At 39.8% G+C, this 23,043-nt stretch carries 20 protein-coding genes; 17 read left to right on the plus strand and 3 right to left on the minus strand.

Annotation, left to right across the window (positions count from 1 at the left end):
• The first annotated feature begins 40 nt into the window (after positions 1–40).
• From HCJ55_RS05910 to argF, 7 genes are all read left to right on the plus strand, one after another.
• On the plus strand, positions 41–1,180 hold the full coding sequence (locus tag HCJ55_RS05910; protein WP_185517657.1) for a cysteine desulfurase family protein: 1,140 nt from the start codon (positions 41–43) through the stop codon (positions 1,178–1,180).
• A 1-nt stretch (position 1,181) separates the two neighbouring features.
• Entirely contained in the window at positions 1,182–2,393 is a 1,212-nt protein-coding gene (thiI, locus tag HCJ55_RS05915) for a tRNA uracil 4-sulfurtransferase ThiI (RefSeq protein WP_008947959.1), read from the plus strand.
• A gap of 172 nt (positions 2,394–2,565) precedes the next feature.
• Positions 2,566–3,597: an N-acetyl-gamma-glutamyl-phosphate reductase gene (argC, locus tag HCJ55_RS05920; RefSeq protein WP_185517451.1), complete on the plus strand. Its 1,032-nt coding sequence runs from the start codon at positions 2,566–2,568 to the stop codon at positions 3,595–3,597.
• 15 nt (positions 3,598–3,612) lie between these two features.
• A complete protein-coding gene (argJ, locus tag HCJ55_RS05925) occupies positions 3,613–4,809 on the plus strand; it encodes a bifunctional glutamate N-acetyltransferase/amino-acid acetyltransferase ArgJ (protein ID WP_008947957.1) in 1,197 nt (398 codons plus the stop codon).
• A 12-nt stretch (positions 4,810–4,821) separates the two neighbouring features.
• Positions 4,822–5,574, plus strand: coding sequence for an acetylglutamate kinase (gene argB / locus HCJ55_RS05930; protein WP_008947956.1), 753 nt, complete (start codon positions 4,822–4,824; stop codon positions 5,572–5,574).
• Positions 5,571–6,725: an acetylornithine transaminase gene (gene argD, locus HCJ55_RS05935; protein ID WP_185517453.1), complete on the plus strand. Its 1,155-nt coding sequence runs from the start codon at positions 5,571–5,573 to the stop codon at positions 6,723–6,725. Before argB ends, argD begins: the two co-directional genes overlap by 4 nt.
• A 2-nt stretch (positions 6,726–6,727) precedes the next feature.
• A complete protein-coding gene (gene argF / locus HCJ55_RS05940; RefSeq protein ID WP_185517455.1) occupies positions 6,728–7,678 on the plus strand; it encodes an ornithine carbamoyltransferase in 951 nt (316 codons plus the stop codon).
• A 32-nt stretch (positions 7,679–7,710) separates the two neighbouring features.
• On the opposite strand, the gene HCJ55_RS05945 is transcribed toward argF, so the two are convergent.
• Positions 7,711–8,514, minus strand: coding sequence for an NAD kinase (locus tag HCJ55_RS05945; RefSeq protein ID WP_008947953.1), 804 nt, complete (start codon positions 8,512–8,514; stop codon positions 7,711–7,713).
• Between the two features lie 179 nt (positions 8,515–8,693).
• On the opposite strand from HCJ55_RS05945, the gene sppA reads away from it, so the two are divergent.
• The 5 genes from sppA to HCJ55_RS05970 all read left to right on the plus strand — a co-directional run bounded on the left by sppA (position 8,694) and on the right by HCJ55_RS05970 (position 13,228).
• Positions 8,694–9,707: a signal peptide peptidase SppA gene (gene sppA / locus HCJ55_RS05950; RefSeq protein ID WP_008947952.1), complete on the plus strand. Its 1,014-nt coding sequence runs from the start codon at positions 8,694–8,696 to the stop codon at positions 9,705–9,707.
• A 19-nt stretch (positions 9,708–9,726) separates the two neighbouring features.
• A complete protein-coding gene (locus HCJ55_RS05955; RefSeq protein ID WP_185391483.1) occupies positions 9,727–10,263 on the plus strand; it encodes an RDD family protein in 537 nt (178 codons plus the stop codon).
• Between the two features lie 61 nt (positions 10,264–10,324).
• A complete protein-coding gene (gene tpx, locus HCJ55_RS05960; RefSeq protein WP_185517457.1) occupies positions 10,325–10,822 on the plus strand; it encodes a thiol peroxidase in 498 nt (165 codons plus the stop codon).
• 190 nt (positions 10,823–11,012) lie between these two features.
• On the plus strand, positions 11,013–12,011 hold the full coding sequence (locus HCJ55_RS05965) for a class I SAM-dependent methyltransferase (RefSeq protein ID WP_185502306.1): 999 nt from the start codon (positions 11,013–11,015) through the stop codon (positions 12,009–12,011).
• 23 nt (positions 12,012–12,034) lie between these two features.
• Positions 12,035–13,228 carry an acetate kinase gene (locus HCJ55_RS05970; RefSeq protein WP_185502372.1) on the plus strand — a complete coding sequence of 398 codons (1,194 nt, stop codon included), beginning with the start codon at positions 12,035–12,037 and terminating at the stop codon, positions 13,226–13,228.
• Between the two features lie 50 nt (positions 13,229–13,278).
• Here HCJ55_RS05970 and HCJ55_RS05975 read toward each other — a convergent pair whose 3' ends face one another.
• Complete coding sequence (locus HCJ55_RS05975) at positions 13,279–13,743, minus strand: universal stress protein (RefSeq protein ID WP_003725993.1); 465 nt, start codon at positions 13,741–13,743, stop codon at positions 13,279–13,281.
• Positions 13,744–13,983: 240 nt separating this feature from the next.
• Here HCJ55_RS05975 and ald point away from each other — a divergent pair, with 240 nt between their 5' ends.
• Positions 13,984–15,096: an alanine dehydrogenase gene (ald, locus tag HCJ55_RS05980; RefSeq protein WP_185503508.1), complete on the plus strand. Its 1,113-nt coding sequence runs from the start codon at positions 13,984–13,986 to the stop codon at positions 15,094–15,096.
• A gap of 40 nt (positions 15,097–15,136) precedes the next feature.
• On the opposite strand, the gene HCJ55_RS05985 is transcribed toward ald, so the two are convergent.
• On the minus strand, positions 15,137–16,234 hold the full coding sequence (locus tag HCJ55_RS05985; RefSeq protein WP_185517460.1) for a M24 family metallopeptidase: 1,098 nt from the start codon (positions 16,232–16,234) through the stop codon (positions 15,137–15,139).
• A 163-nt stretch (positions 16,235–16,397) separates the two neighbouring features.
• Between HCJ55_RS05985 and HCJ55_RS05990 the strand changes: the two genes are divergently transcribed.
• From HCJ55_RS05990 to dnaE, 4 genes are all read left to right on the plus strand, one after another.
• On the plus strand, positions 16,398–17,084 hold the full coding sequence (locus HCJ55_RS05990; RefSeq protein ID WP_185517462.1) for a metal-dependent hydrolase: 687 nt from the start codon (positions 16,398–16,400) through the stop codon (positions 17,082–17,084).
• A 25-nt stretch (positions 17,085–17,109) separates the two neighbouring features.
• A complete protein-coding gene (ytoI, locus tag HCJ55_RS05995) occupies positions 17,110–18,423 on the plus strand; it encodes a CBS-HotDog domain-containing transcription factor YtoI (RefSeq protein ID WP_185517464.1) in 1,314 nt (437 codons plus the stop codon).
• 20 nt (positions 18,424–18,443) lie between these two features.
• Positions 18,444–19,379 (plus strand): DHH family phosphoesterase, encoded by a 936-nt coding sequence (locus tag HCJ55_RS06000; RefSeq protein ID WP_185503511.1) that lies wholly within the window; start codon positions 18,444–18,446, stop codon positions 19,377–19,379.
• A gap of 121 nt (positions 19,380–19,500) precedes the next feature.
• Positions 19,501–22,827: a DNA polymerase III subunit alpha gene (gene dnaE, locus HCJ55_RS06005; protein ID WP_185517466.1), complete on the plus strand. Its 3,327-nt coding sequence runs from the start codon at positions 19,501–19,503 to the stop codon at positions 22,825–22,827.
• Positions 22,828–23,043 lie beyond the last annotated feature (216 nt).

Here is a 23,043-nt window from a genome sequence, read left to right on the forward strand (position 1 = left end):
AAATGGAGAGTGGAATATTGGGGAGGAGAATATCGTTTTGATGATTTATTTTGATAATAGTGCGACAACCAAGCCAAATGCTGCCGTACTTGAAACATATACAAAAGTAGCAAGTAACTATTTTGCTAATCCTTCTTCGCTTCATCGTTTTGGCGCTAAGTCGAAAGAACTGCTTGATGCATCAAGAAAACAAATCGCTACGATGTTAGGCGCTTTGCCCGAAGAAATTATTTTTACATCTGGCGGAACGGAAGGGAATAATTTAGCAATTAAAGGGTTGGCTTATAGCTATGAAAATCGCGGGAAACATATTATTACTTCTAGCATTGAACATCCGTCTGTCCGCGTTGTGATGGAAGAATTGGAGCAAGCAGGTTTTTCAGTAACCTACTTACCAGTTGACAAAAATGGCGTTATCAAACTAGATGAATTACAAGCAGCACTCACAGAAGAAACGATTTTAGTATCTATTATGGGTGTGAATAATGAAGTAGGAAGCATTCAGCCGCTACACGCGATTGGGGAGATACTCGCCCAGCGTGAGCATACTTTCTTTCATGTAGATTTCGTTCAGGGTATTGGCAAAATACCGCTTGCACTGGATGCGAATGCGATTGATTTGCTGACTGTTTCCGGCCATAAATTTCATGCTTTACGAGGCACCGGAGTACTCTTTAAACGAAAAAATGTGCATTTGCATCCGGAAATTCTTGGTGGTGGTCAGGAAATGGGCTATCGAAGCGGAACGGAAAATCTGGCGGGGAACGTGTCGCTTGCCAAAGCACTAAGGCTAACACTAGAAAATGAGTCCAAAAAACCAGAATTAAGCGAGATTCGTGACTATTTACTAACGGAAATTGCGCAAATGCCTGATATGACTGTCCATACGAAACAAGGTGTTGCCGCACCACATATCGTTTGTTTTTCAGCAAAAGGGCATCGCGGTGAAATCCTCGTTCATGCTTTAGAAAAAGAAGATATTTACATTTCAACAACAAGTGCTTGTTCTTCTAAACAAAAACTAGCAAGTAGCACGTTAAAAGCGATGGGTGTGACGGACGAAGAAGCAACTGGTGCTGTGCGCGTAAGTTTATCTTTTGAAAACCGTTTATCCGAAGCGAAAATTTTTATACAAAAACTGCAAGAAATCATTGAAAATCTAAATAAAGTGGTGAAATAAATTGGAATTTGATCGTATGTTAATTAGATACGGAGAGCTATCTACTAAAGGAAAAAACAGAAAACAATTTGTGACGAAGTTGGCGCAAAATGTCAAACGCGCAATGCAAGATTTACCAGAAGTACGCATTCACGGGGAACGTGACCGGATGTATATTATTTTAAATGGCGCAGATTATCAGCTTGCAGAAGAACGTCTGAAACCGATTTTCGGGATTCAATCTTTTAGCCCAGCTGTGCGCGTTAATTTAGATTTAGAGGAAGTAAAAGCTGCAGCACTTGCTTTAGTCCAAGATGCACATGAAGAGAACGGGACATTTAAAGTAGCAGCAAGACGTAGCCACCGCGAGTTTCCGCTTGATTCCAATGAAATAAATCAAGAAATTGGTGCGCACGTACTGCAAAACATCGAGGATTTAACAGTAAACGTCAAAAATCCGGACGTGAAACTAACGATCGATGTACGTAAAGAAGGCGTATTTTTATCATGCCGGACGATTCTTGGAGCAGCTGGTCTTCCTGTTGGTTCATCAGGTCGTGCGATGTTGATGCTTTCTGGTGGGATTGACAGCCCAGTTGCTGGATATTTAGCACAAAAACGTGGCGTCGAAATTGAAGCAGTTCATTTCCATAGCCCGCCATACACTAGCGAACAAGCCAAACAAAAGGCAATTGATTTAGCCGCAAAACTAGCTAAATATAGCGGACAAGTACAAATGCACATCGTTCCATTTACAGAAATTCAAGAAGTCATTAAACAACAAATTCCGGAAAGTGTTATTATGACAGTTACTCGTCGAATGATGCTGCGAATTACGGACGAACTTCGCCGCAAGAGAAACGGTTTAGCGATTGTTAACGGCGAAAGTTTAGGTCAAGTTGCCAGCCAAACATTGGAAAGCATGCTAGCAATTAACGCTGTAACAGCAACGCCAATCATTCGTCCAGTTGTTTCCATGGATAAAAATGAAATCATTCAAATCGCGCAAAAAATTGATACGTATAATTTATCTGTGCAACCATTTGAAGACTGCTGTACGATTTTTACACCACCATCACCAAAAACAAAACCAAAACTAGATAAAATCGAGCATTACGAAAGTTTCACCGATTTTGATGCTTTAATTACAAAAGCGCTGGACAATATCGAAACGATTTCCGTGAATATTGCTGAAACGGAACAAGTGAAAGATGAGTTTGCTGATTTATTTTAAGATTAACCGTTTATTCTTTTTTAGGATAAACGGTTTTTTGTATATAATATACATAATAAATAACTTATAATGCATAAAATAGTTTTAAATATTAATAAAAAACCATTTGACATTATAAATATACATCATTATAATGAAAAGTATCATTTAATAATTAACGGGAGGGGTTAGGATGAAAGTTTCCATTATCGGAGCGACAGGATACGGAGGGCTTGAGTTAATACGCTTGCTGCATCACCATTCTTCTGTCGACATCGCAACGTTACATAGTTTTTCCACACAATCAGCTACAATCGCAAACTTTTATCCGCATTTAAAAGATTTAGAAGCTAGCCCCTTAGAGAAAATAAATCCAACAGAAATCATTGAAAAAAGCGAAACAGTATTTATCGCCACGCCATCAGGAATTGCCAAAGATATCGCACTACCATATGTTGATGCAGGAATGAATGTCATTGATTTATCCGGAGATTTCCGTTTGAAAGACAGTCAATTGTACGAAAAATGGTACGGGAAAAGCGCGGCACCTGTTGAATACATCGCTAAAGCAGAATATGGTTTAGCGGAATTTCGTGAAAATAATGAAACGACTTTTATCGCCAATCCAGGATGCTATGCAACAGCAACTTTGCTCGGATTAGCACCACTCGTGAAAAACCAGCTAATTGATCCAACATCGATTATTGTAGATGCGAAATCAGGCATTTCCGGAGCTGGAAAAGTACCATCCGCAAGCACACATTTCACCGAAACCAATGAAAATATGACACTGTATAAAATGAATTCCCACCAACATATTCCAGAAATTATGCAACAACTTACAAAGTGGGATGAAAGTATCCCGGCAATCCAGTTTTCTACCTCATTAATTCCCATCACAAGAGGAATCTTCACAACCATCTACGTTAAACCCAAAAAGCCAATCACCCAGAAAGCGTTACATACCCTTTATGAATCCACCTACGAAAATGCTCCATTTGTCCGAATTCAAGCAGAAAATATTTATCCAACTGTCAAACAAGTGACCGCATCCAATTACTGTGATATCGGCCTTGCTTATAACGAAAAAACGAATGTTATTACCATCGTTTCCGTGATTGATAATTTAGTCAAAGGAGCGGCCGGTCAAGCCATTCAAAATTTAAATATCATGGCGAATTTTGCTGAAAGTGACGGATTAGGATTTATTCCAGTGTATCCGTGAAAGGGGAAAAAGGAAATGGAACTTATTAAAGGAAACATCGCCTCGCCAAAGGGTTTTTATGCGGACGGAAAACATGCAGGGCTTAAAAGAAAACGAAATGATATCGGATGGATTTATTCCGAAGTCCCGGCAAATTCCGCAGCTGTTTATACGATGAATCAAATGCAAGCTGCTCCCATTTTTGTGACGAAAGATTCTTTTCAAAGTAGCGCCGAGTTGCAAGCAATTATTGTGAATAGCGGGAATGCCAATGCGTGTACAGGAAATCAAGGGATGTTAGATGCACTTGCGATGCGTGCGAAAACGGCAGAAAACCTTGAAATTCCGCTTGATTCTGTCGCGGTTGCTTCGACGGGAATTATTGGCGACATGCTACCAATGGACAAAATAATCGCGGGAATCGATATGCTAGAAAAACAAACGGGAAATGCGGCTGATTTTGAAGAAGCCATTTTAACGACCGATACGTTTCAAAAACAAATTAGTTTTCAAACAGAAATTGGTGGTGAAACGGTGACGATGTCGGGTGTAGCGAAGGGGTCGGGAATGATTCATCCTAACATGGCGACCATGCTCGCTTTTATTACGACAGATGCCGCTATTCCGGCTGAATTATTGCAAAAATTACTAAAAATAAAAGTAGATAAAACTTTCAATCAAATAACAGTAGACGGCGATACTTCTACAAACGATATGGTAGTCGTCATGGCAAATGGTTGCGCGCAAAACCCGCTTATACAAGAAGGAACAGCTGATTTTGCCAAATTTGCGGATATGTTTCAAGCGGTAACAGAACATCTTGCTAAAAGCATTGCGCGTGACGGGGAAGGCGCCACAAAACTAATCGAGGTCCAAGTGAACGGGGCTACTAAAACAGAAGATGCAAGAATGATTGCTAAGAAAATCGTATCTTCCAGCCTAGTGAAAACAGCGGCTTTTGGTGGAGATGGCAATTGGGGACGGATTATTTGTGCGATTGGTTACTCGGGAGGTCGTTTTGCACCAGATAACATTACGATTAAAATTGGCGGGATTGAAATTCTGAATCATAGTAGCCAAACTATTTTTAACCAACAAGCGCTGGATGCTTATCTAGAAGAGGAACATATTGTTATCGAAGTCGATCTTCATATCGGTCTTGAGTCAGGAACGGCATGGGGTTGCGATTTAAGTTATGAATACGTCAAAATCAATGCTTGCTACCGGACGTAAGGAGGGATACAGATGAAGAATACAATCGTGATTAAATTAGGTGGGGTCGCAAGTGATAATTTAACAGAAAGTTTCTTCCGACAAATTACGACCTGGCAGGCTACGGGTAAAAAAATTGTTCTTGTCCATGGCGGCGGTCATTATATAACAAAAATGATGGAAGCCCTCGATATTCCGGTCGAAACGAAGAAAGGCTTGCGCGTTACGAATAAACAAGCTCTCGAAGTAACGAAAATGGTTTTAATCGGTCAAGTGCAGCCGGCTATTACAACGGCTTTTCAAAAACGAGACATCCCCGTCATTGGCTTAAATGCTGGCGATACAGGCTTGCTAGAGGCAGATCAGTTGAGCGACACCGACCTCGGCTTTGTTGGCAAAATTACCAAAGTAAAAACCGACTTAATCGAACAATTACTCGGCGAAAATATTATTACTGTCATTGCACCACTTGGAATAAACAGCGAGCATGACTGGCTAAACGTCAATGCTGATACGGCTGCCTGCGAAGTGGCTAGCGCGCTAAATGCAGAAGCACTTTACCTACTAACGGATGTACCAGGCGTCAAAAATGGAGCGGAAATCATCAGCGAAATAGCAACTGCAGAAATCGACAAATTACAAACAACCGGTGTAATACAAGGTGGAATGATTCCCAAATTAGCAAGTGCCGCGTTTGCTGCTGAGAACGGTGTTGGCCAAGTAATTATTACAAATTCACTTCAAACAACCGGTACAAAAATAAAAAACAAGGTGGCGATTGGATGAAACACGTTTTTCCTACGTACAATAGATTTCCTATTGATTTAGTCAAAGGCTCAGGCACTATTGTCACAGATGCGGCCGGTCAAACTTACCTCGATTTTACTAGTGGGATTGCAGTTTGTAACTTAGGTCATTGTCCTGAAAATGTGACAGAAGCAATACAGCAACAATTAGCAAATGTTTGGCACACTTCTAATTTATATGAATGTGCTCTCCAAGATAGCGTCGCAGAATTAATTACAACTGGAGAAGAGCGACTGGTTTTCTTTTGCAATAGCGGGACCGAAGCGAATGAAGCAGCCCTCAAACTAGCGAGAAAATATACAGGGAAAGAGAAAATCATTACATTTGAAAAATCTTTCCACGGACGTACTTTTGGTTCGATGTCAGCTACAGGCCAAGCGAAAATCCATCAAGGTTTCGGCGGGCTTGTCCCGGGGTTTACGTATGTTCCTTACAATGATAGCAAGGCTGTTCAAGAAGAAATTGACGAAAATACAGCGGCTGTCATGTTAGAAGTCATTCAAGGAGAAGGTGGCGTCATCCCAGCGAATGCGGCATGGCTGCTAGAAGTTCAAATGCTTTGCAAAAAAGTGGGCGCGTTATTAATTATCGATGAAGTCCAAACAGGATTAGGACGAACAGGCACGCTTTATGGTTTCGAACAAATTGGCTTGGATCCAGATATCTTCACGTTAGCAAAAGGGCTTGGAAATGGCTTGCCAATTGGCGCAATGGTTGGAAAATCTTACCTAAGTAGCGCTTTTGGGCCGGGTAGCCATGGATCTACTTTTGGCGGAAATAAATTAGCACTTGCGGCTGCAAAGGAAATCTTGCTGACAATGAAACAAGCGGGATTTTTAGAAGAAGTGAATGCTAAAGCGGGCTATTTTAGAAGCCTACTAGAAGAACATTTCGAGCTTTTGGATAATGTTTCGGCCATTCGTGGCGAAGGTTTTCTTATCGGAATAGAACTGGAAACTGCGGCGGAACCGGTTGTTACAGAATTACGAGCGCGAGGCTTGTTAATACTGACGGCTGGGCCAAACATACTGCGAATTTTGCCGCCTTTAACCGTGAATTATGAAGAAATTGATCAAGCAGTTACTATATTGAAAAGTGTTTTGGAAAACCAATTGATTGGGAGTGAATAGGGATGACGATGTATGCGAAAAACAATACAGCGGGCAAAGATATGCTTAGTTTGCTGGAATGGAATAAAGAGGAATTGACGGATATGATAAAGTTAGCCGTGGCGATGAAAACGAACCCGGCCCATTATAGCCATATTTTAAGTGGGAAAATTTTAGGAATGATTTTTGACAAACCATCTACTAGAACGCGGGTTTCTTTTGAAGCAGGCATTTTGCAACTAGGTGGCCAAGCGATTGTGATGAGTTCGAAGGAATTGCAAATCGGTCGCGGTGAGCCAATTAAAGATACGGCGCATGTGATGTCAGAATATATTGATGCGATTATGATCCGGACATTTAGCCATGAAAAAGTGGAAGAACTGGCGTATCATGCGGAAATCCCAATTATTAATGGCTTAACCGACTTGCATCACCCATGTCAGGCGTTAGCAGATTTAATGACGATTTATGAATGGAAAGATCAATTGGAAGGTGTCAAGCTAGCCTATATCGGTGATGGGAACAATGTGTGTCACTCGCTGCTTTTAGCCAGCGCGATGGTCGGCGTTGATATCCGCCTAGCAATGCCAAAAGGGTATGAGGTCGATGAAACAATTCTCGCTACTGCGGAAAAATTGGCCGAGCAAAGTGGTGCTACCATTTTTGTAACCGAGGATCCGAAATTGGCGGTTACGGATGCAGACTTTATTTATACGGATGTTTGGACAAGCATGGGGCAAGAAGATGAAAACGCGAAACGATTAGCGGATTTTGGCGAGAAATATCAAGTAAACGCAGAACTAGCTAGTTTTGCTAAGCCTGATTACCATTTCTTACATTGCTTACCAGCACACCGAGAAGAAGAAGTGACAACGGAAATTATTGATGGCGATCACTCGGTCATTTATCAACAAGCGGGAAATAGACTCCATGCGCAAAAAGCGTTACTCGCTGCAATATTAGAGGCAAAATAAAAAAAGTCTGGCATGTACGCCAGACTTTTTTATTATAAGAAATTACGTTTCACTTTATCCCAGAAAGAATTCTTAGGCAGTTTGATAATATTGATAAAACGGTCGCCTACTTCTAAGTTTACTTCATGAACGTGTTGAATGCTTAGTGCTTCGCTGTCCATTCCAATCATTGGAAACTCATTATTTCCTTCTTCAGACGAAATCTCAATACGTAGTTTACGTTTTGGACTAAGGATGAAAGAAGAGCCCAGTGTACGGAATTTGTTGTTGTTTATAGAAGCCAGTTCACTTACTTGCATAGATGGAAGAAGTGGGTCCACGATTGAACCATTGACTGATTTATTATAAGCAGTACTTCCTGTTGGTGTCGAGATAACCATTCCATCACCGCGGAACGTTTCGAAGTGAGAATCATTAATATAAAGATCCATCGTAAGCGTTCTAATGATAGAAGAACGAATGTTAAATTCATTTAGTACATAAAATGCTTTGGTATTATTTACTGTTCCATAAATAGTTGGGTAACGACGTACTAACCAACGATCTTCAATAGCTGCTTTGATGATTTCATCCAATTGATTAATATGGAAATCACAGTATTGACCTAATTGCTCAGTTAACGCAATCCCTGCATATAAACAATCTTGACGGAAGCCAGTTTCTCTTACGGATTTAAGAAAAGCACCATCGCCACCAATACTGATGATAACGTTCGCTTTTTGATAGTCATCTGTTAATTCGTATCCATAATCAGTCGTAATTTTCTTTAATTCTTTTGCTTTTGCATGTAGTTCTTCTGTTTTTCGATAGGAAAAATAAAAAATAGTTTTTGCCATGTTAGTTGTCCCTCCAGAATCCAATTTTAATCAACAAACCTATTATAACATGACTTAGCCTCAATTTCTTTCTTCATCCATAAAAAAGTGAAATGGTGCACAAAGTCAAAAGAAAATTTGTGCAAAATAAAAGAGACTGGTATTATTACAGTATATAAATAGAAAAAGGGGAGAATTTAATGAACGCTAAAAGATGGGTTGCACTAGGAATTGTTTGTGCGCTTTTAATTGTAAGTGCATTAGCAAAGTTTACATCAAGTCAATTTGCTTCAGAGGAAGAGGGGAATCTAACATTTGCTGAAAGTTTATTCGCGGATACAGGTGAATTAACTGAAACAGTAATTGAAGAAGGCGGAATGGACACGATAGCAGTACTATCTGTAGACGGAACTATTCAAGATACAGGAGATTCGGGTTCTTTATTTGGCGATACAGGCTATAACCATTCACTTTTCATGCAACAATTAGAACAAGTCAGAAATGACGATCTTATCCAAGGTGTACTTTTGTATGTTAATTCACCGGGTGGCGGCGTAATGGAATCCGCACAAATCCGGGATAAAATTTTACAAATTAAAAAAGAACGAGGTATTCCGTTTTACGTTTCCATGGGGAGTATGGCGGCGTCAGGTGGTTATTATATCTCTGCACCAGCCGACAAGATTTTTGCAAGTAAAGAAACGCTGACAGGTTCGCTTGGAGTTATTATGCAAAGCTATGACTATAGTGAATTAATGAAAAAACTAGGTGTTTCGGATAATACAATAAAAAGTGGCGAATACAAAGATATTATGAGCGGAACAAGACCGATGACGGAAGACGAGAAGAAAATTATGCAGTCGATGATTGATGATTCTTACAATGAATTCGTTAAAGTTGTAGCAAAAGGTCGTGACATGCCGGTAGAGCAAGTTCGTAAAATTGCGGATGGCCGTATTTATGATGGCCGCCAAGCAAAAGAAAATGGCTTAATTGACGAATTTGGTTATCAAGAAGATGCCTTAGAAGCGCTGAAAAAAGAGCCAGGTCTATCAGATGCCACAGTCATCGAATACAGCGCTCCAGAAGACTTTAGTTCGCTATTTTCTGTCGCTGCACAAAAAATCTCTGGTCAAAATGCGGATATTTCCCAATTAATTAAATTAACTGGAACACTTAAAGCGCCAAGAATGATGTACTTATATGGAGAATAATATGAGAGGAGAGGCGCAAATGACGCATGAAAATGTAGCTTTTGAAAGTAAACGCCAAGTCTATCATTATGAGCCGCCCATCCCGAAAGAAGAAGCTATTCCTAAGCAATATTTTGCGGGATTTTGGATTCGGTTTTTAGCATATTTAGTCGATTTAATTGCGATTGCGGCCTTAAAGGGAATTCTTATTAATCCGATTTTACGCATTGCAGGCATCGGGATGGATAACAGTTTCTTTACCTTTTATTGGGTAATAACAACGATCATTTTTCTAGCATATTTTGTGCTACTAACGAAATTTTTCGGGCAAACATTAGGTAAAATGTTATTCGGTCTTCGTGTTATCAAATTAAATGGTAAGAAATTAACATGGCTCAATGTGTTATTTCGAGAGGGTGCGATGCGATTTGTGTTAAAAACAGTTTGGCCATTATACGTTGTTTGCGCTTTTACGCCAAACAAGCAAGGGATAGCTGACTTTTTTGAAGCAACGTCCGTCGTACACATGGGCTACTTAGAACTAGATGAAAAATGGGTATATGGAGCAAAAAAATAGCTTATAGTTTACTTCTTCTTTAAAATGGAATAGAAGCGTCCATTTAAAGGAGGAAGAAAAAATGACTCAAGTAACATTTAAACATAATCCAGTTACACTCATAGGCACAGAAAGAAAAGTAGGCGACAAAGCGCCCAATTTCACAGTGGTTAACAGAGATTTAGAAGAAGTAACGTTGCACGATTATGACGGGAAAGTGAGACTTATCAGCGTTGTTCCTTCCATTGATACCAGTGTTTGTTCCACACAAACGCGTAAATTTAATGAAGAAGCAAGCAATTTAGATAACACGGTTGTCTTAACGATTTCAGTTGACTTACCATTTGCACAAAAGAAATGGTGTGCAGCGGAAGGTTTGCCAAATGCAATTACTTTATCTGATCACCGCGACCTTTCTTTTGGTGAAGCATACGGTGTTATTATGAAAGAACTTCGCTTACTAGCGCGTTCCGTATTTGTTGTCAACGCAGCAGGAGAGATTGTCTACGCGGAAGTAGTTCCAGAAGGCAGCAATCATCCAAATTATGAAGCTGCAATTGAAGCCGCGAAAAAAGCATAAATGACGAGAGCCTTCCTGTGAAAGGGAAGGTTTTTTTCTGTATTATTACTAAAAATAAACTGTACTAATTCCAATTAAATATTTCCAGCGGCTATTTCAGATTTTACTACAGAAAATCCTTTCACATTCTTTGGAAATACTGTATAATGTTTGGTGGTGTTAGTAATGATAAAAATTCGAGGTGTTACTTTTGGCAAATGAAGCAACGCAAGAATTATTTCAAGTGCTTGATAATACAGCTATTATCTTGCAAAATGAGCTTGAAATAAGCTATTTGGAAGCGGTTTATGAAACAGGGGAAAATCTGTTTCAAAAAGAAGTTTTACAAAAAGAAGAGTTGTCTTCTGAAAAACAATTGAAATTACAAGAGTCTTACGATAGTATCGAACTCGAGAATTTCTCAAATGAAGAAATCCGCAAAGGTCTTCAGTTAGCACTACTAAAAGGCATGAAACATGGTATTCAAGTTAATCACCAAATGACACCAGATTCCATCGGATTTATTGTGGCGTATTTACTTGAAAAAGTGATTCAAAAGAAGAAAAATGTTTCTATTTTGGATCCAGCCTGTGGAACAGCGAACCTTTTAACTACCGTGATTAATCAACTAGAACTAAAAGGTAATGTAGAAGTTCATGCGAGTGGTGTGGATGTAGATGATTTGCTTATTTCGCTTGCATTAGTAGGTGCGGATTTACAGCGACAAAAAATGACGTTACTTCATCAAGATGGTCTGGCTAATTTATTAGTAGATCCTGTCGATGTCGTAATTAGTGATTTGCCAGTTGGTTATTATCCGGATGATGAAAATGCAAAAACATTTGAACTTTGCCGTGAAGAAGGGCATTCATTTGCACATTTCTTGTTTATAGAACAGGGAATGCGCTACACAAAACCAGGAGGATATTTATTCTTCTTGGTACCTGACGCAATGTTTGGGACTAGTGACTTTGCTAAGGTGGACAAGTTTATCAAGAAAAACGGTCATATCGAGGGAATTATTAAATTGCCCGAAACACTGTTTAAGACTGAACAAGCACGAAAAAGCATCTTGATTTTACAAAAAGCGGATGTAAATGTAAAGCCGCCAAAAGAAGTTTTACTGGCCAATCTCTCTTCGCTAACAGATCCGAGCGTAACTGCACCGATTTTAGCTGAAATAGAGAACTGGTTCAAGAGGAAACAATAATGGAAGGAATTGACAAAAACAAAATGGAAAAAACGATTGCAATTAACGCCGGAAGTTCTTCATTGAAATTCCAATTATACGATATGCCATCTGAACGTGTTATCACAGCAGGGATTGTAGAAAGAATTGGTTTGAAAGATTCTATTTTCACAATTACTGTAGACGGAGAAAAAATCAAAGAAATTATTGATATTCCTGACCATGAAATTGCTGTTCAAATGCTACTTGAAAAATTAATTAACCACAAAGTTATCGGTTCTTATGATGAAATCACTGGAATTGGTCACCGCGTAGTTCACGGTGGAGAAAAATTCCCTGAATCCGTTTATATTGATGACCAAGTAATTAAAGATATTGAAGCATTATCTGAACTTGCACCGCTTCATAACCCAGCTAACGTTACTGGTATTAAAGCATTCCGCAAAATTTTACCGGAAGTTGTTTCGGTTGCTGTTTTCGATACAGCTTTCCACCAAACAATGCCTCCAGCAAGCTACCTATACAGCTTGCCATACAGCTACTATGAAGACTATGGTATCCGTAAATATGGTTTCCACGGTACAAGCCACAAATATGTATCCGAACGCGCTGCAGAACTTCTAGGACGTCCTGTAGAAGAGTTACGTTTACTAACTTGTCACCTTGGTAATGGCGCTAGTATCGCTGCTATCGAAGGCGGAAAATCAATGGATACTTCCATGGGATTCACTCCACTAGCGGGTGTTTCTATGGGAACTCGTTCTGGTAACATTGACCCAGCTCTTATTCCATTCATCATGGAAAAAACTGACAAAACAGCAGAACAAGTACTTGATGTATTAAACAAAGAATCCGGTATGCTTGGTGTATCTGGTATTTCAAGTGATCTTCGTGATTTAGAAGATGAAGCAGCAAAAGGAAACGACCGCGCAGAACTTGCACTTCAAGTATTCGTTGATCGTATCCATAAATACATTGGTTCTTATGCAGCTCGAATGAACGGTGTAGATGCGATTATCTTCACAGCTGGTATCGGTGAAAATAGTTCATACATTCGTGAAAAAGTACTTCGTGGACTTGAATTCATGGGCGTATACTGGGATCCAGCACTTAACCAAGTGCGCGGAGAAGAAAGATTTCTTAACTATCCTCACTCCCCAGTAAAAGTTATCATCATCCCTACAAACGAAGAATTAATGATTGCTCGTGACGTAGAAACTATTAAACACAATCGCTAAAAACGATAAAAAAGGCTGGCTCTTTAATAAGAGCCAGCCTTTTTCTTTGATTATTTTTCTTCTTTATAATCAGGAACATCATTACGTACGACAAGCACATCGCAAGGGGAGTGGCGAATAATATATTCAGATACACTACCAATGAGCAGACGTTCTACAGCGTTAAGACCAGTAGCACCACACATGATTAAATCAGCTTGGAATGCTTTGGCAGCTTCTTTTGTAATAGCTGTTTTTGGTGAACCGTATTCGATGTAGCTTTCTACTTTTGTGACACCGGCTTTTAAAGCATCTTCTTTATAACCGCTAAGTAATTCATCTGCATATTCAGTAGCTTTGTCCGCCATGCTTGTATCATAATTGGCTACAGATGAAAAGGCGCGTGTATCGATAACGTGAACAAGACCAAGCGCCGCGTCATTACGGTTAGCCACTTGAATTGCTTTTTGGAAAGCTCTTTCTGCCTCTTTGGATCCATCAACTGCTACTAAAACTCTTTCGTATTGCTGTAACATAATAATTCCTCCAATCAAAATATATGTATTTTCTATACTTATATTTTACCCTCTTTTTCCTAAAAGAACCATAAAATGAAAAATAAATTAATAGCTCGCGAAAATTTCGTCTAATTTTACTAAATCTTTTGTTGGAATTTCAGTTAGTTAATTTTTTACAACTTAGGTATATTGTGTTAGCATGGGGGTGTAGAAAATCTTTTATAGTCTATTATACCTATGTCAAGGAGAGTGATTTAGATGTTAGTCGGCGTACCAAAAGAAATAAAAAATAACGAGAATAGGGTGGCAATGACCCCGGCAAGTGTTTTTTCTTATGTAAATGCAGGTCATACTGTATACGTGGAAAAAGGCGCGGGTATTGGCTCTAATTATCAAGACGCTGATTTTGTAGAAGCAGGGGCAACTATTGTGGAAACAGCTAAAGAAGCTTGGGATGTAGATATGGTCGTAAAAGTAAAAGAACCGATTGCATCAGAGTATGACTATTTTAAAGAAGGCTTATTACTTTTCACCTATTTGCATTTAGCGAATGAACCAACGCTTGCAAAGGCCTTGCTTCAAAGTAAAGTGAATAGTATCGCATATGAAACGGTAGAACTTGCAGACCACACCTTACCGTTACTTTCACCGATGAGTGAGGTTGCTGGGCGCATGGCTGCTCAGATTGGTGCTCAATTTTTACAAAAAACAAATGGTGGAATGGGTGTGCTACTTGGAGGTGTGCCCGGTGTAGAGAAGAGTGAAGTCGTTATTATTGGCGGCGGAATTGCTGGGACAAATGCAGCCAAAATTGCGACAGGGCTAGGAGCGAACGTGACGATTCTTGATATGAATTTAAAACGGTTACGCGAATTAGATGATATTTTCGGCAACCAAGTACAAACATTAATGTCGAATGATTTTAATATTGAAACAGCTGTGAAAAAAGCTGATTTAGTGATTGGAGCGGTTTTAATTCCGGGAGCAAAAGCGCCGAAATTAGTTAAAGAGCATGTGATAAAACAAATGATTCCGGGCTCTGTTCTTGTGGACATTGCGATTGACCAAGGTGGAATTTTCGAAACGACTGACCATGTTTCCACCCACGATAATCCAACGTATGAAAAATATGGCGTACTTCATTATGCCGTTGCAAATATGCCGGGAGCAGTGCCGCGGACGTCTACTTTGGCGCTTACCAATGCCACATTACCATTTGGGCTAAAATTAGCAAACGAAGGCTTGGAAGCAGCCGTGAAAAAAGACCCTTTCTTACTTCGTGGTTTAAATACGTACCAAGGTCATATTACGTATAAAGCCGTGGCTGATTCGCTTGGTTTAGCTTATACAGATAGTAAAGAATTAATTTAAATAAAAAGCGAACTTTCCTCAGGGAGAGTTCGCTTTTTTATTAATTGATTACTTGTAAAGTTTTCGGGAATTCTGTTAGTACTTGTACGCCGTCTTTGGTGACAACAAGATCATCTTCAATCCGGACGCCAGCAACACCTGGAACATAAATACCTGGTTCAATTGTAAATACCATTTTTTCTTGTAATTCCATATTGTTCGTTTCTGTAATAGAAGGAAATTCGTGAACGCTAGCGCCGAGGCCATGACCAAGACGATGTGGGAAATAATCACCATAGCCAGCCTCACGAATAATATTTCTTGCAGTTAAATCGATTTCACTCGCTTTTACACCTGCTTTTACTTTTTCAACTGCAGCAGTTTGTGCTTCTAAGACAGTGTCGTAAATCTTTTTCTGCTCAGCGGAAATGTCGCCGAAAGCAACAGTCCGTGTGATATCAGAGCAATAACCTTTATGGACAACACCTAAATCAAATAAGACTAAATCGCCTTTTTTAATTTTTGTTTCGCCAGGTGTACCATGAGGAAGGGCGCCGTTTTTACCAGTAAGCACCATGGTATCGAACGACATTGCTGTGACGCCTTTTTTCTTCATTTCGTATTCGATTTTGGCTACGATTTCTGCTTCGGTTTTGCCTTCTGCGATTTCGTTTACGCCAACTTGAACCGCGTAATCAGCCAGTAAAGCAGCTTCTTTTAAAATGGTTAGTTCTGCTTCCGTTTTAATTAGACGAATTTGTTCGATTTTATGTTCAATCGGAATGAAAGAGCTGTCGGAGAATAGTCCGCCTAATTGTTCGTAGCGATCCACGCTCATATGTTTTTTCTCAATCGCAAATTTGCTTGGGTTTGCAACGCGTTTTTTGATTTCATCCGCAATAATTGTAAATGGGTTTTCTGTATCGTTGTATCCGTAAGCGGGATGCGTCCAGTCACCGCCGCGCACATCTTCTACTTCAAGTGCTGGCGTAAATAGAAATGGTTCGCTATCAGGGAAGATTGCTAAGCCGAGTACACGTTCATGTGGCTCGCTATGATAACCTGAGAAGTAAGCGATGTTCTCTGGGTCTGTCAAAAATGCTACTTCGGCACCTTGATCTTTTAGCCATTTTTGTAAGACATCGATATTTTTTTCCATTATTGTACCTTCTTTCCAATTGATTTCTCTATTATGATAACATGCGAAGGAAATATTTTGCTAATAAACACCTCCTAGTTTACGAGGTGTTATATATTAGTTTATAATAATAGTGGTACAATAATACACATAGAATAATTAATCGGGAAGGAAGTTTTTTAACATGAAGATTTCATTTCATGGTCAGTCTTGTATTAAAATTATCACTGGGAATACAACTATTTTAGTAGATCCATTTATTTCTGGTAATAAGAAATGTGATTTAAAAGCAGAAGAGCAGATGCCAGATTATATCGTTCTGTCGCATGGGCATGATGATCATGTCGGTGATACAGTTGAAATTGCTAAAAATTCAGGAGCAACCGTTATTTGTAATGCGGACTTGGCTTCGTTTTTAGCTGTAGAGGATGGGCTGGAGAACATTGCGCCAATGCATATTGGTGGGAAAAGACAGTTTGATTTTGGACAAGTGAAGTTAACGCAAGCTTTTCATGGTTCGCAAACAGTTCGTGATGGACGTATTATCAATCTTGGTTTTCCAACAGGGATTGTATTTACGATAGAAGGTAAAAATATTTATTTTGCAGGGGATACTGGTTTATTTTCTGATATGAAATTAATTGGAGAATTAAATCCGTTAGATGTTGCCTTCTTGCCGATTGGAGATAATTTTACCATGGGGCCAGAAGATGCGGCGATTGCAGCGCGTTTTTTACAAGCGAAATTAGTTATTCCAATGCACTACAATACATTTCCGCTAATTGAGCAAGATGCACACCAATTTGTTGCGTCACTTGATGGAGGGATTGCTGGAAAAGTACTTGAAATTGGAGAAGGTATCGAAATCTAACAAAATAGGAATGGGTGAACGAGTCGTGGCCACAAAACATGAACAGATTTTAAAATACATTGAAAATCTTGCAGTCGGAGAAAAAATATCTGTGCGGAAAATCGCGAAAAACTTGTCTGTAAGTGAGGGTACTGCTTATCGGGCAATTAAAGACGCGGAAATCATTGGTTTTGTTTCTACTATTAAACGGGTTGGAACACTTCGAATTGAACGGAAACAAAAAGATAGCATTGAAAAATTAACTTTTGCTGAAATTGTTAATATGATTGATGGGCAAGTGCTCGGCGGTCGTGCTGGGTTATATAAATCGCTGAATAAATTCGTGATTGGTGCGATGACTGTGGAAGCGATGGAACGTTATACGGATGCTGGTAACTTATTAATTGTCGGAAACCGGGTGAGTGCGCATGAGCTTGCTTTAAAACGTGGTGCTGCGGTATTGATTACTGGTGGTTTTGATACGGACGATGAAGTGAAACAATTGGCTGATAAGAAAGAATTGCCGATTTTATCGACTTCGTATGATACGTTTACGGTTGCGACGATGATTAACCGTGCGATTTATGACCAATTGATTAAAAAAGAAGTGGTGTTTGTTGAGGATATTTTAACACCATTAGAAACGACTGCTTTTTTATCTACGTCTGATAAAGTGGAAGATTGGCATAAAATGGAAGAAGCGACCGGCCACAGCCGTTTTCCTGTTGTTAACCGGGCGATGCGACTGACCGGGATGGTTACGAGTAAAGATATTTTAGAAAAGAATCCAAGCATTTCGATTGAACGAGTGATGACAAAAAATCCGCTAACTGTTGGTCCGAAAATGAGCGTGGCTTCGGTGGCGCATATGATGATCTGGGAAAGCATCGAAGTAATCCCGGTTGTCAAAGATGATTTAACTTTAATCGGAATTGTCAGCAGACAGGATATTTTGAAATCCATGCAAATGATTCAAAAACAACCACAAGTCGGTGAAACGATTGATGATACGATTGCGAACCAACTTTCGGAAAAAGCAGATACTGGTGAAGAGGCGGATTATGAATTTAAAGTAAGTCCGCAAATGACCAATTCGCTTGGGACTTTATCATACGGTGTATTTACGCAAGTGGTTTGTGAAGTCGTACAACAAAAACTATTTTCCATGAAAAAACGGAATGTGGCGATTGAAAACGTGACGATGTATTTTCTAAAACCTGTTCAAATGGACGCGACAATCGTTATTAAACCGCGGATTTTGGAAATGGGGCGTAAAGCTGGTAAGTTAGATGTCGAGCTTTACTTAGAAGGAATTTTGACCGGAAAAGCAATTGTTGCTTGTCAAATGATGGAACGTTAAAAAGAAACAGAGGCGAAACAATGAAAAGTGAGATTTTACAACAAATAAAACAATATGAAACGATTATTTTGCATCGACATGTAAGGCCTGATCCGGATGCGTACGGTTCACAGATGGGACTTGCGGAAATTATTCGAGCTAGTTTTCCTGAGAAAAAGGTGTATTCGGTTGGAAATGATGAAGTATCGCTCCAATTTCTCGGTGTGGTGGATGAAGTTGCGGATGAAACGTATAAAGACGCGCTTGTAATTGTGTGTGATACCGCGAATCAAGAGCGAGTTTCGGACGGCCGTTTCAACCAAGGCAAGGCGCTAATTAAAATTGATCACCATCCTAATGATGATGCTTACGGCGATTTGCTTTGGGTCGATACGACAGCTTCTTCTTGTAGCGAGATGATTGTCGCTTTTTGGGAAGCATTTTCCGAAGAACTAGTTTTGAATGAAACGGCGGCACGACTTCTTTATGCAGGAATTGTTGGCGATACTGGACGTTTCTTGTATCCGAGCACAACGGAAGAGACGCTTCGCTTATCTGCGCATTTAGTGACGTTTCCGTTTGACCGCCCGGCGCTATACCGCGAATTATATGAGCTGCCTAAAAATACAGTGAAGCTCTCCGGCTACATTTTACAAAACTTTGTCATGGACGAAAATGGCGCGGCAACAGTTTATTTGAGTGATACGCTTTTAAATGAATTTGAAGTCAATCCGCGTGACGCTTCCGCACTTGTTTCTTGTATTGAAAATGTAGAAGGAATTAAAGCGTGGATTATGTTCATCCAAGAAGGTCCGGTTTTCAGAGCGCGCTTACGTTCGAAAGGTCCGGTTATTAATGAGCTGGCCAAAGAGTATGGTGGCGGTGGACATCCGCTTGCTTCTGGTGCGACACTTCATAACGAAGAAGAAATCAAAGAAATGACGGCGAAATTGCAACTCATTTGTGCCGCTAAATAAATGGAAAATAAAGTCAGATTAACTATCTGGCTTTATTTTTATATAAAAACACGAACACACTTTCTTTTTTTAAGCTTAACCGATATAATGGAAAAAGAGAGTTTTGAAAGGAGAGAGGATAGTGGGGTTTGTTCATTTACAAGTTGCGAGCGCTTATGATTTGCTATCTAGTACAGCGTCTATCGATAAGCTAATCGCTAAAGCAAAAGAATACCATTATCCAGCCTTAGCAATTACGGATAAAAATGTACTTTACGGAGTAGTCGAGTTTTATCAAAAGTGTTTAGCGGCGGATATAAAACCAATTATCGGGATGACGGTGACAATACAAGGTTACTTAAATCCAATTAATTCATATGAGTTGATATTAATTGCGGAATCAACCGCTGGATATCACCAATTACTAAAAATCGCGAGTGCTATTCAAACGCGCGAAGAAGGACCGGAATTACCACAAAGTTGGCTACGGGCGTATAGTAGTGATTTAATTGCTATTTCACCTGGCGCTAAGGGAGAAGTGGAACGTCTTCTCATGGAAGAAAACCGCGACGGGGCGTTAGAAGCTTACGGAAACTTAGTCGAGATATTCGGCAAAGAGTCCGTTTATTTGTCGGCGCAAAAAGAAAATCCGCGCCTATTTGCAAAAATAGAAGCCTTTTCTGCGGAAGAAAATGTAGCAGTTGTTGCGACTAAAAACGTGCAATATATGGAACCAAAAGATGCGCAAGCGAAAGAAGTTTTGACAGCAATTCGTGATAACCGCACGGTGGACTGGACGACTTTACCACTTGCTGGGCCGAACTATTTTACCTCACAAGATGAGATGGAGCGGGACTGGCAAACGGACTTTGAAAAACGAGCATGCCTTGAAACGGAAAAATTAGCAGAACGTTGTCATGTGGAAATTGCTTTGGACCAACATTTGCTACCACGTTTTCCTTTAGAAGAAGCACAGAATGCATCTGAAGTGTTGCGCCAAACTGCTTACGCCGGCTTAAAAGAACGAGATTTATTAGCCGAAGAATATCAAGCTCGTTTAGATTATGAGTTAAAAGTTATTACAGAAATGGGATTTGCGGATTATTTCTTGATTGTCTGGGATGTGATTCGTTATTCTCGTGAAGCGGGGATTTTAACGGGGCCAGGCCGGGGTTCTGCGGCAGGGTCACTTGTTTCCTATGCGCTTAGAATTACCGATGTGGATCCAATTCGTTACAATTTGCTTTTCGAACGATTTTTAAACCCTGAACGGATAACGATGCCCGATATTGACTTGGATTTTCCTGATAATCGCCGGGATGAAGTGATTTCGTATGTTGTATCTAAATACGGCGAGGCGCATGTGGCGCAAATCGGCACATTTGGAACATTAGCTGCCAAAGCGGCTATTCGTGATACAGCGAGGAGTTTTGGCCTGAATTCCGTCCTTTTATCGGAATGGTCTAAGCTGATTCCGAGCCAATTAGGTATCACTTTACAAAAAGCATTGCAAGAAAGTCCACGTTTAGAAAATCATATTAGAAGTTCCAAAGAAAATGAAATGATTTGGGACGTTGCCTGCCAACTCGAAGGCTTACCACGCCATATTTCGACGCACGCCGCCGGGATTGTTATTAGTGACAAGCCGCTAGTTGAACAAGTCGCGCTGCAATTAGGTAGTGGGGACGCGCGCTTAACCCAGTTTGCCATGGGAGAATTAGAAAAAATCGGCTTACTTAAAATGGATTTTCTTGGTCTTAGAAATCTTAGTTTATTAGATCGCGTTTTAAAATCAGTTAATTACTCCAGAGAAACTCCGTTAACATTAGCGGATATTTCCTTAGAAGATAAAAAAACATTAAAACTATTCCAAACAGGCGATACGACCGGAGTTTTCCAGTTTGAATCAGATGGAATTCGCCGCGTGCTCCGTAAATTAAAGCCAACTTCTTTTGAAGATGTGGTGGCGGTAGATGCACTTTATCGTCCCGGTCCAATGGAACAAATCGATACGTTCATCGCTAGAAAGCACGGAAAAGAAAAAATTCAGTATCCGCATCCGGATTTGGCGCCAATTTTAGAAGTGACTTACGGTGTTATCGTCTACCAAGAACAAATTATTCAAGTCGCGAACCAAATGGCCGGATTTTCGCTTGGGGAAGCCGATTTATTAAGACGAGCTGTCAGCAAGAAAAAAGCGGATGTCCTTAACGAGGAACGGATTCACTTTGTGGAGGGAGCTAAAAGTAAAGGTTATCCAGAAAGCAGCGCCAATCAAGTGTATGATATGATTGTCCAATTCGCGAACTACGGTTTCAACCGAAGTCACGCAGCTGCTTATTCAAAAATTGCCTTCCAATTGGCTTATCTAAAAGCGCATTATCCAGCAGCATTTATGTCATCGCTCCTTAGTTCTGTTTTTGGTAATGACGATAAAATTTCTCAGTACATTACAGAAGCTAAAAACTACGGTATCAACATGTTAGCGCCAAGCATCAATCATAGCAATTACTATTTCCAAATGGAAAATGAAACATCCATTCGTTATAGTTTCCGCGTTATTCGCAAAGTCCCAACAAAATTTATTTTAGAAATCATCAACGAACGAAAAAAAGCACCATTCCGAGATTTCTTTGATTTTTGCGAACGAATGCCACATAAAATGCTCACAGAAACAGTGTTAGAAGCGCTTGTATTTTCCGGTTGTTTTGATGAATTTGGCGAAGATCGGGCAACGATTCAAGCGACAATTGATGCGGTATTACAATACATTTCGTTGCTCGGGGAAGACTCCAAGGGCATGAATCTTTTCGCGGAAGATGACGAATTCTTGAAGAAGATGAAACCACGCTACCGGAAAACCGCGCCAATTTCGATTGATGAAAAGCTTGAAAAAGAAAAATTATATACAGGTCAATATGTTTCGGCACATCCCGTATCATATTATCAAAATAAATTGCAAAACCTTGCTATCACAAAACTCGCGAATGTTACTTCTGGCAAAAACCATCAAGTAGCGGCCTATGTTCACGAAGTAAAATCAATCAGAACGAAAAAAGGCGAAACGATGTGCTTTTTAACGATTAGCGATGAGTCTAAAGAACTTAGCGCAGTGATGTTCCCGGAAAGCTACCGTAAATATGCGAACTTTGCCCAAAAAGGGGAAATTCTTTTTTTACAAGTCAAAGCAGATACGAGAAATGGCGAACTCCAATTAATTGTGAATAAAGCCGAAGATTTAAAAGAAATTAAAGCACCTGTGAGACTGTTTTTAAAATTAACAGAACCACAGCAAATGGAGCAAGTTAAGCCAGTTTTAGCGCGCTATAAAGGCGATAGTAAGGTCATCGTTCACCAAGCGATAACCAAGCAAACCACCGAGTTGAAAAATATTCAAGTAACACCATCAAATGAGTTGCAAGAAGCGCTAGTAGCATTACTTGGTAAAGAGAATGTCGTAATTAAGTGATCTTAGACTTTCTATATTTATAGAAAGTATGTTATAGTTTAACGTGGAAAACAATATTGCGCAGTCTGTCCAGTTATGATTCGGATAGACTGGCATTTTGTCTTCTTGTGGGAAAATGCGGTTGATTTATGTTTCATGTCATTATTCATTTTTTATTTATACAACATTAAAAATCGCTAATAACCACAATAGAAAGCGTAAATGGGGAGGGTTATC

Origin of the sequence: Listeria marthii, assembly GCF_014227425.1 — a bacterium.
In the GTDB taxonomy this organism is placed as follows: domain Bacteria; phylum Bacillota; class Bacilli; order Lactobacillales; family Listeriaceae; genus Listeria; species Listeria marthii.

Excerpts from the sequence above, each read along its gene's own strand:
- HCJ55_RS05985 (WP_185517460.1), bottom strand. The coding sequence starts at position 16,234 with ATGGAAAAAAATATCGATGTCTTACAAAAATGGCTAAAAGATCAAGGT.
- HCJ55_RS05945 (WP_008947953.1), bottom strand. The coding sequence starts at position 8,514 with ATGGCAAAAACTATTTTTTATTTTTCCTATCGAAAAACAGAAGAACTA.
- HCJ55_RS06000 (WP_185503511.1), top strand. The coding sequence starts at position 18,444 with ATGAAAAGTGAGATTTTACAACAAATAAAACAATATGAAACGATTATT.
- HCJ55_RS05910 (WP_185517657.1), top strand. The coding sequence starts at position 41 with ATGATTTATTTTGATAATAGTGCGACAACCAAGCCAAATGCTGCCGTA.
- HCJ55_RS05955 (WP_185391483.1), top strand. The coding sequence starts at position 9,727 with ATGACGCATGAAAATGTAGCTTTTGAAAGTAAACGCCAAGTCTATCAT.
- HCJ55_RS05975 (WP_003725993.1), bottom strand. The coding sequence starts at position 13,743 with ATGTTACAGCAATACGAAAGAGTTTTAGTAGCAGTTGATGGATCCAAA.
- argC (WP_185517451.1), top strand. The coding sequence starts at position 2,566 with ATGAAAGTTTCCATTATCGGAGCGACAGGATACGGAGGGCTTGAGTTA.
- HCJ55_RS05990 (WP_185517462.1), top strand. The coding sequence starts at position 16,398 with ATGAAGATTTCATTTCATGGTCAGTCTTGTATTAAAATTATCACTGGG.
- argF (WP_185517455.1), top strand. The coding sequence starts at position 6,728 with ATGACGATGTATGCGAAAAACAATACAGCGGGCAAAGATATGCTTAGT.
- tpx (WP_185517457.1), top strand. The coding sequence starts at position 10,325 with ATGACTCAAGTAACATTTAAACATAATCCAGTTACACTCATAGGCACA.
- ald (WP_185503508.1), top strand. The coding sequence starts at position 13,984 with ATGTTAGTCGGCGTACCAAAAGAAATAAAAAATAACGAGAATAGGGTG.
- sppA (WP_008947952.1), top strand. The coding sequence starts at position 8,694 with ATGAACGCTAAAAGATGGGTTGCACTAGGAATTGTTTGTGCGCTTTTA.
- argJ (WP_008947957.1), top strand. The coding sequence starts at position 3,613 with ATGGAACTTATTAAAGGAAACATCGCCTCGCCAAAGGGTTTTTATGCG.
- argB (WP_008947956.1), top strand. The coding sequence starts at position 4,822 with ATGAAGAATACAATCGTGATTAAATTAGGTGGGGTCGCAAGTGATAAT.
- argD (WP_185517453.1), top strand. The coding sequence starts at position 5,571 with ATGAAACACGTTTTTCCTACGTACAATAGATTTCCTATTGATTTAGTC.
- HCJ55_RS05970 (WP_185502372.1), top strand. The coding sequence starts at position 12,035 with ATGGAAAAAACGATTGCAATTAACGCCGGAAGTTCTTCATTGAAATTC.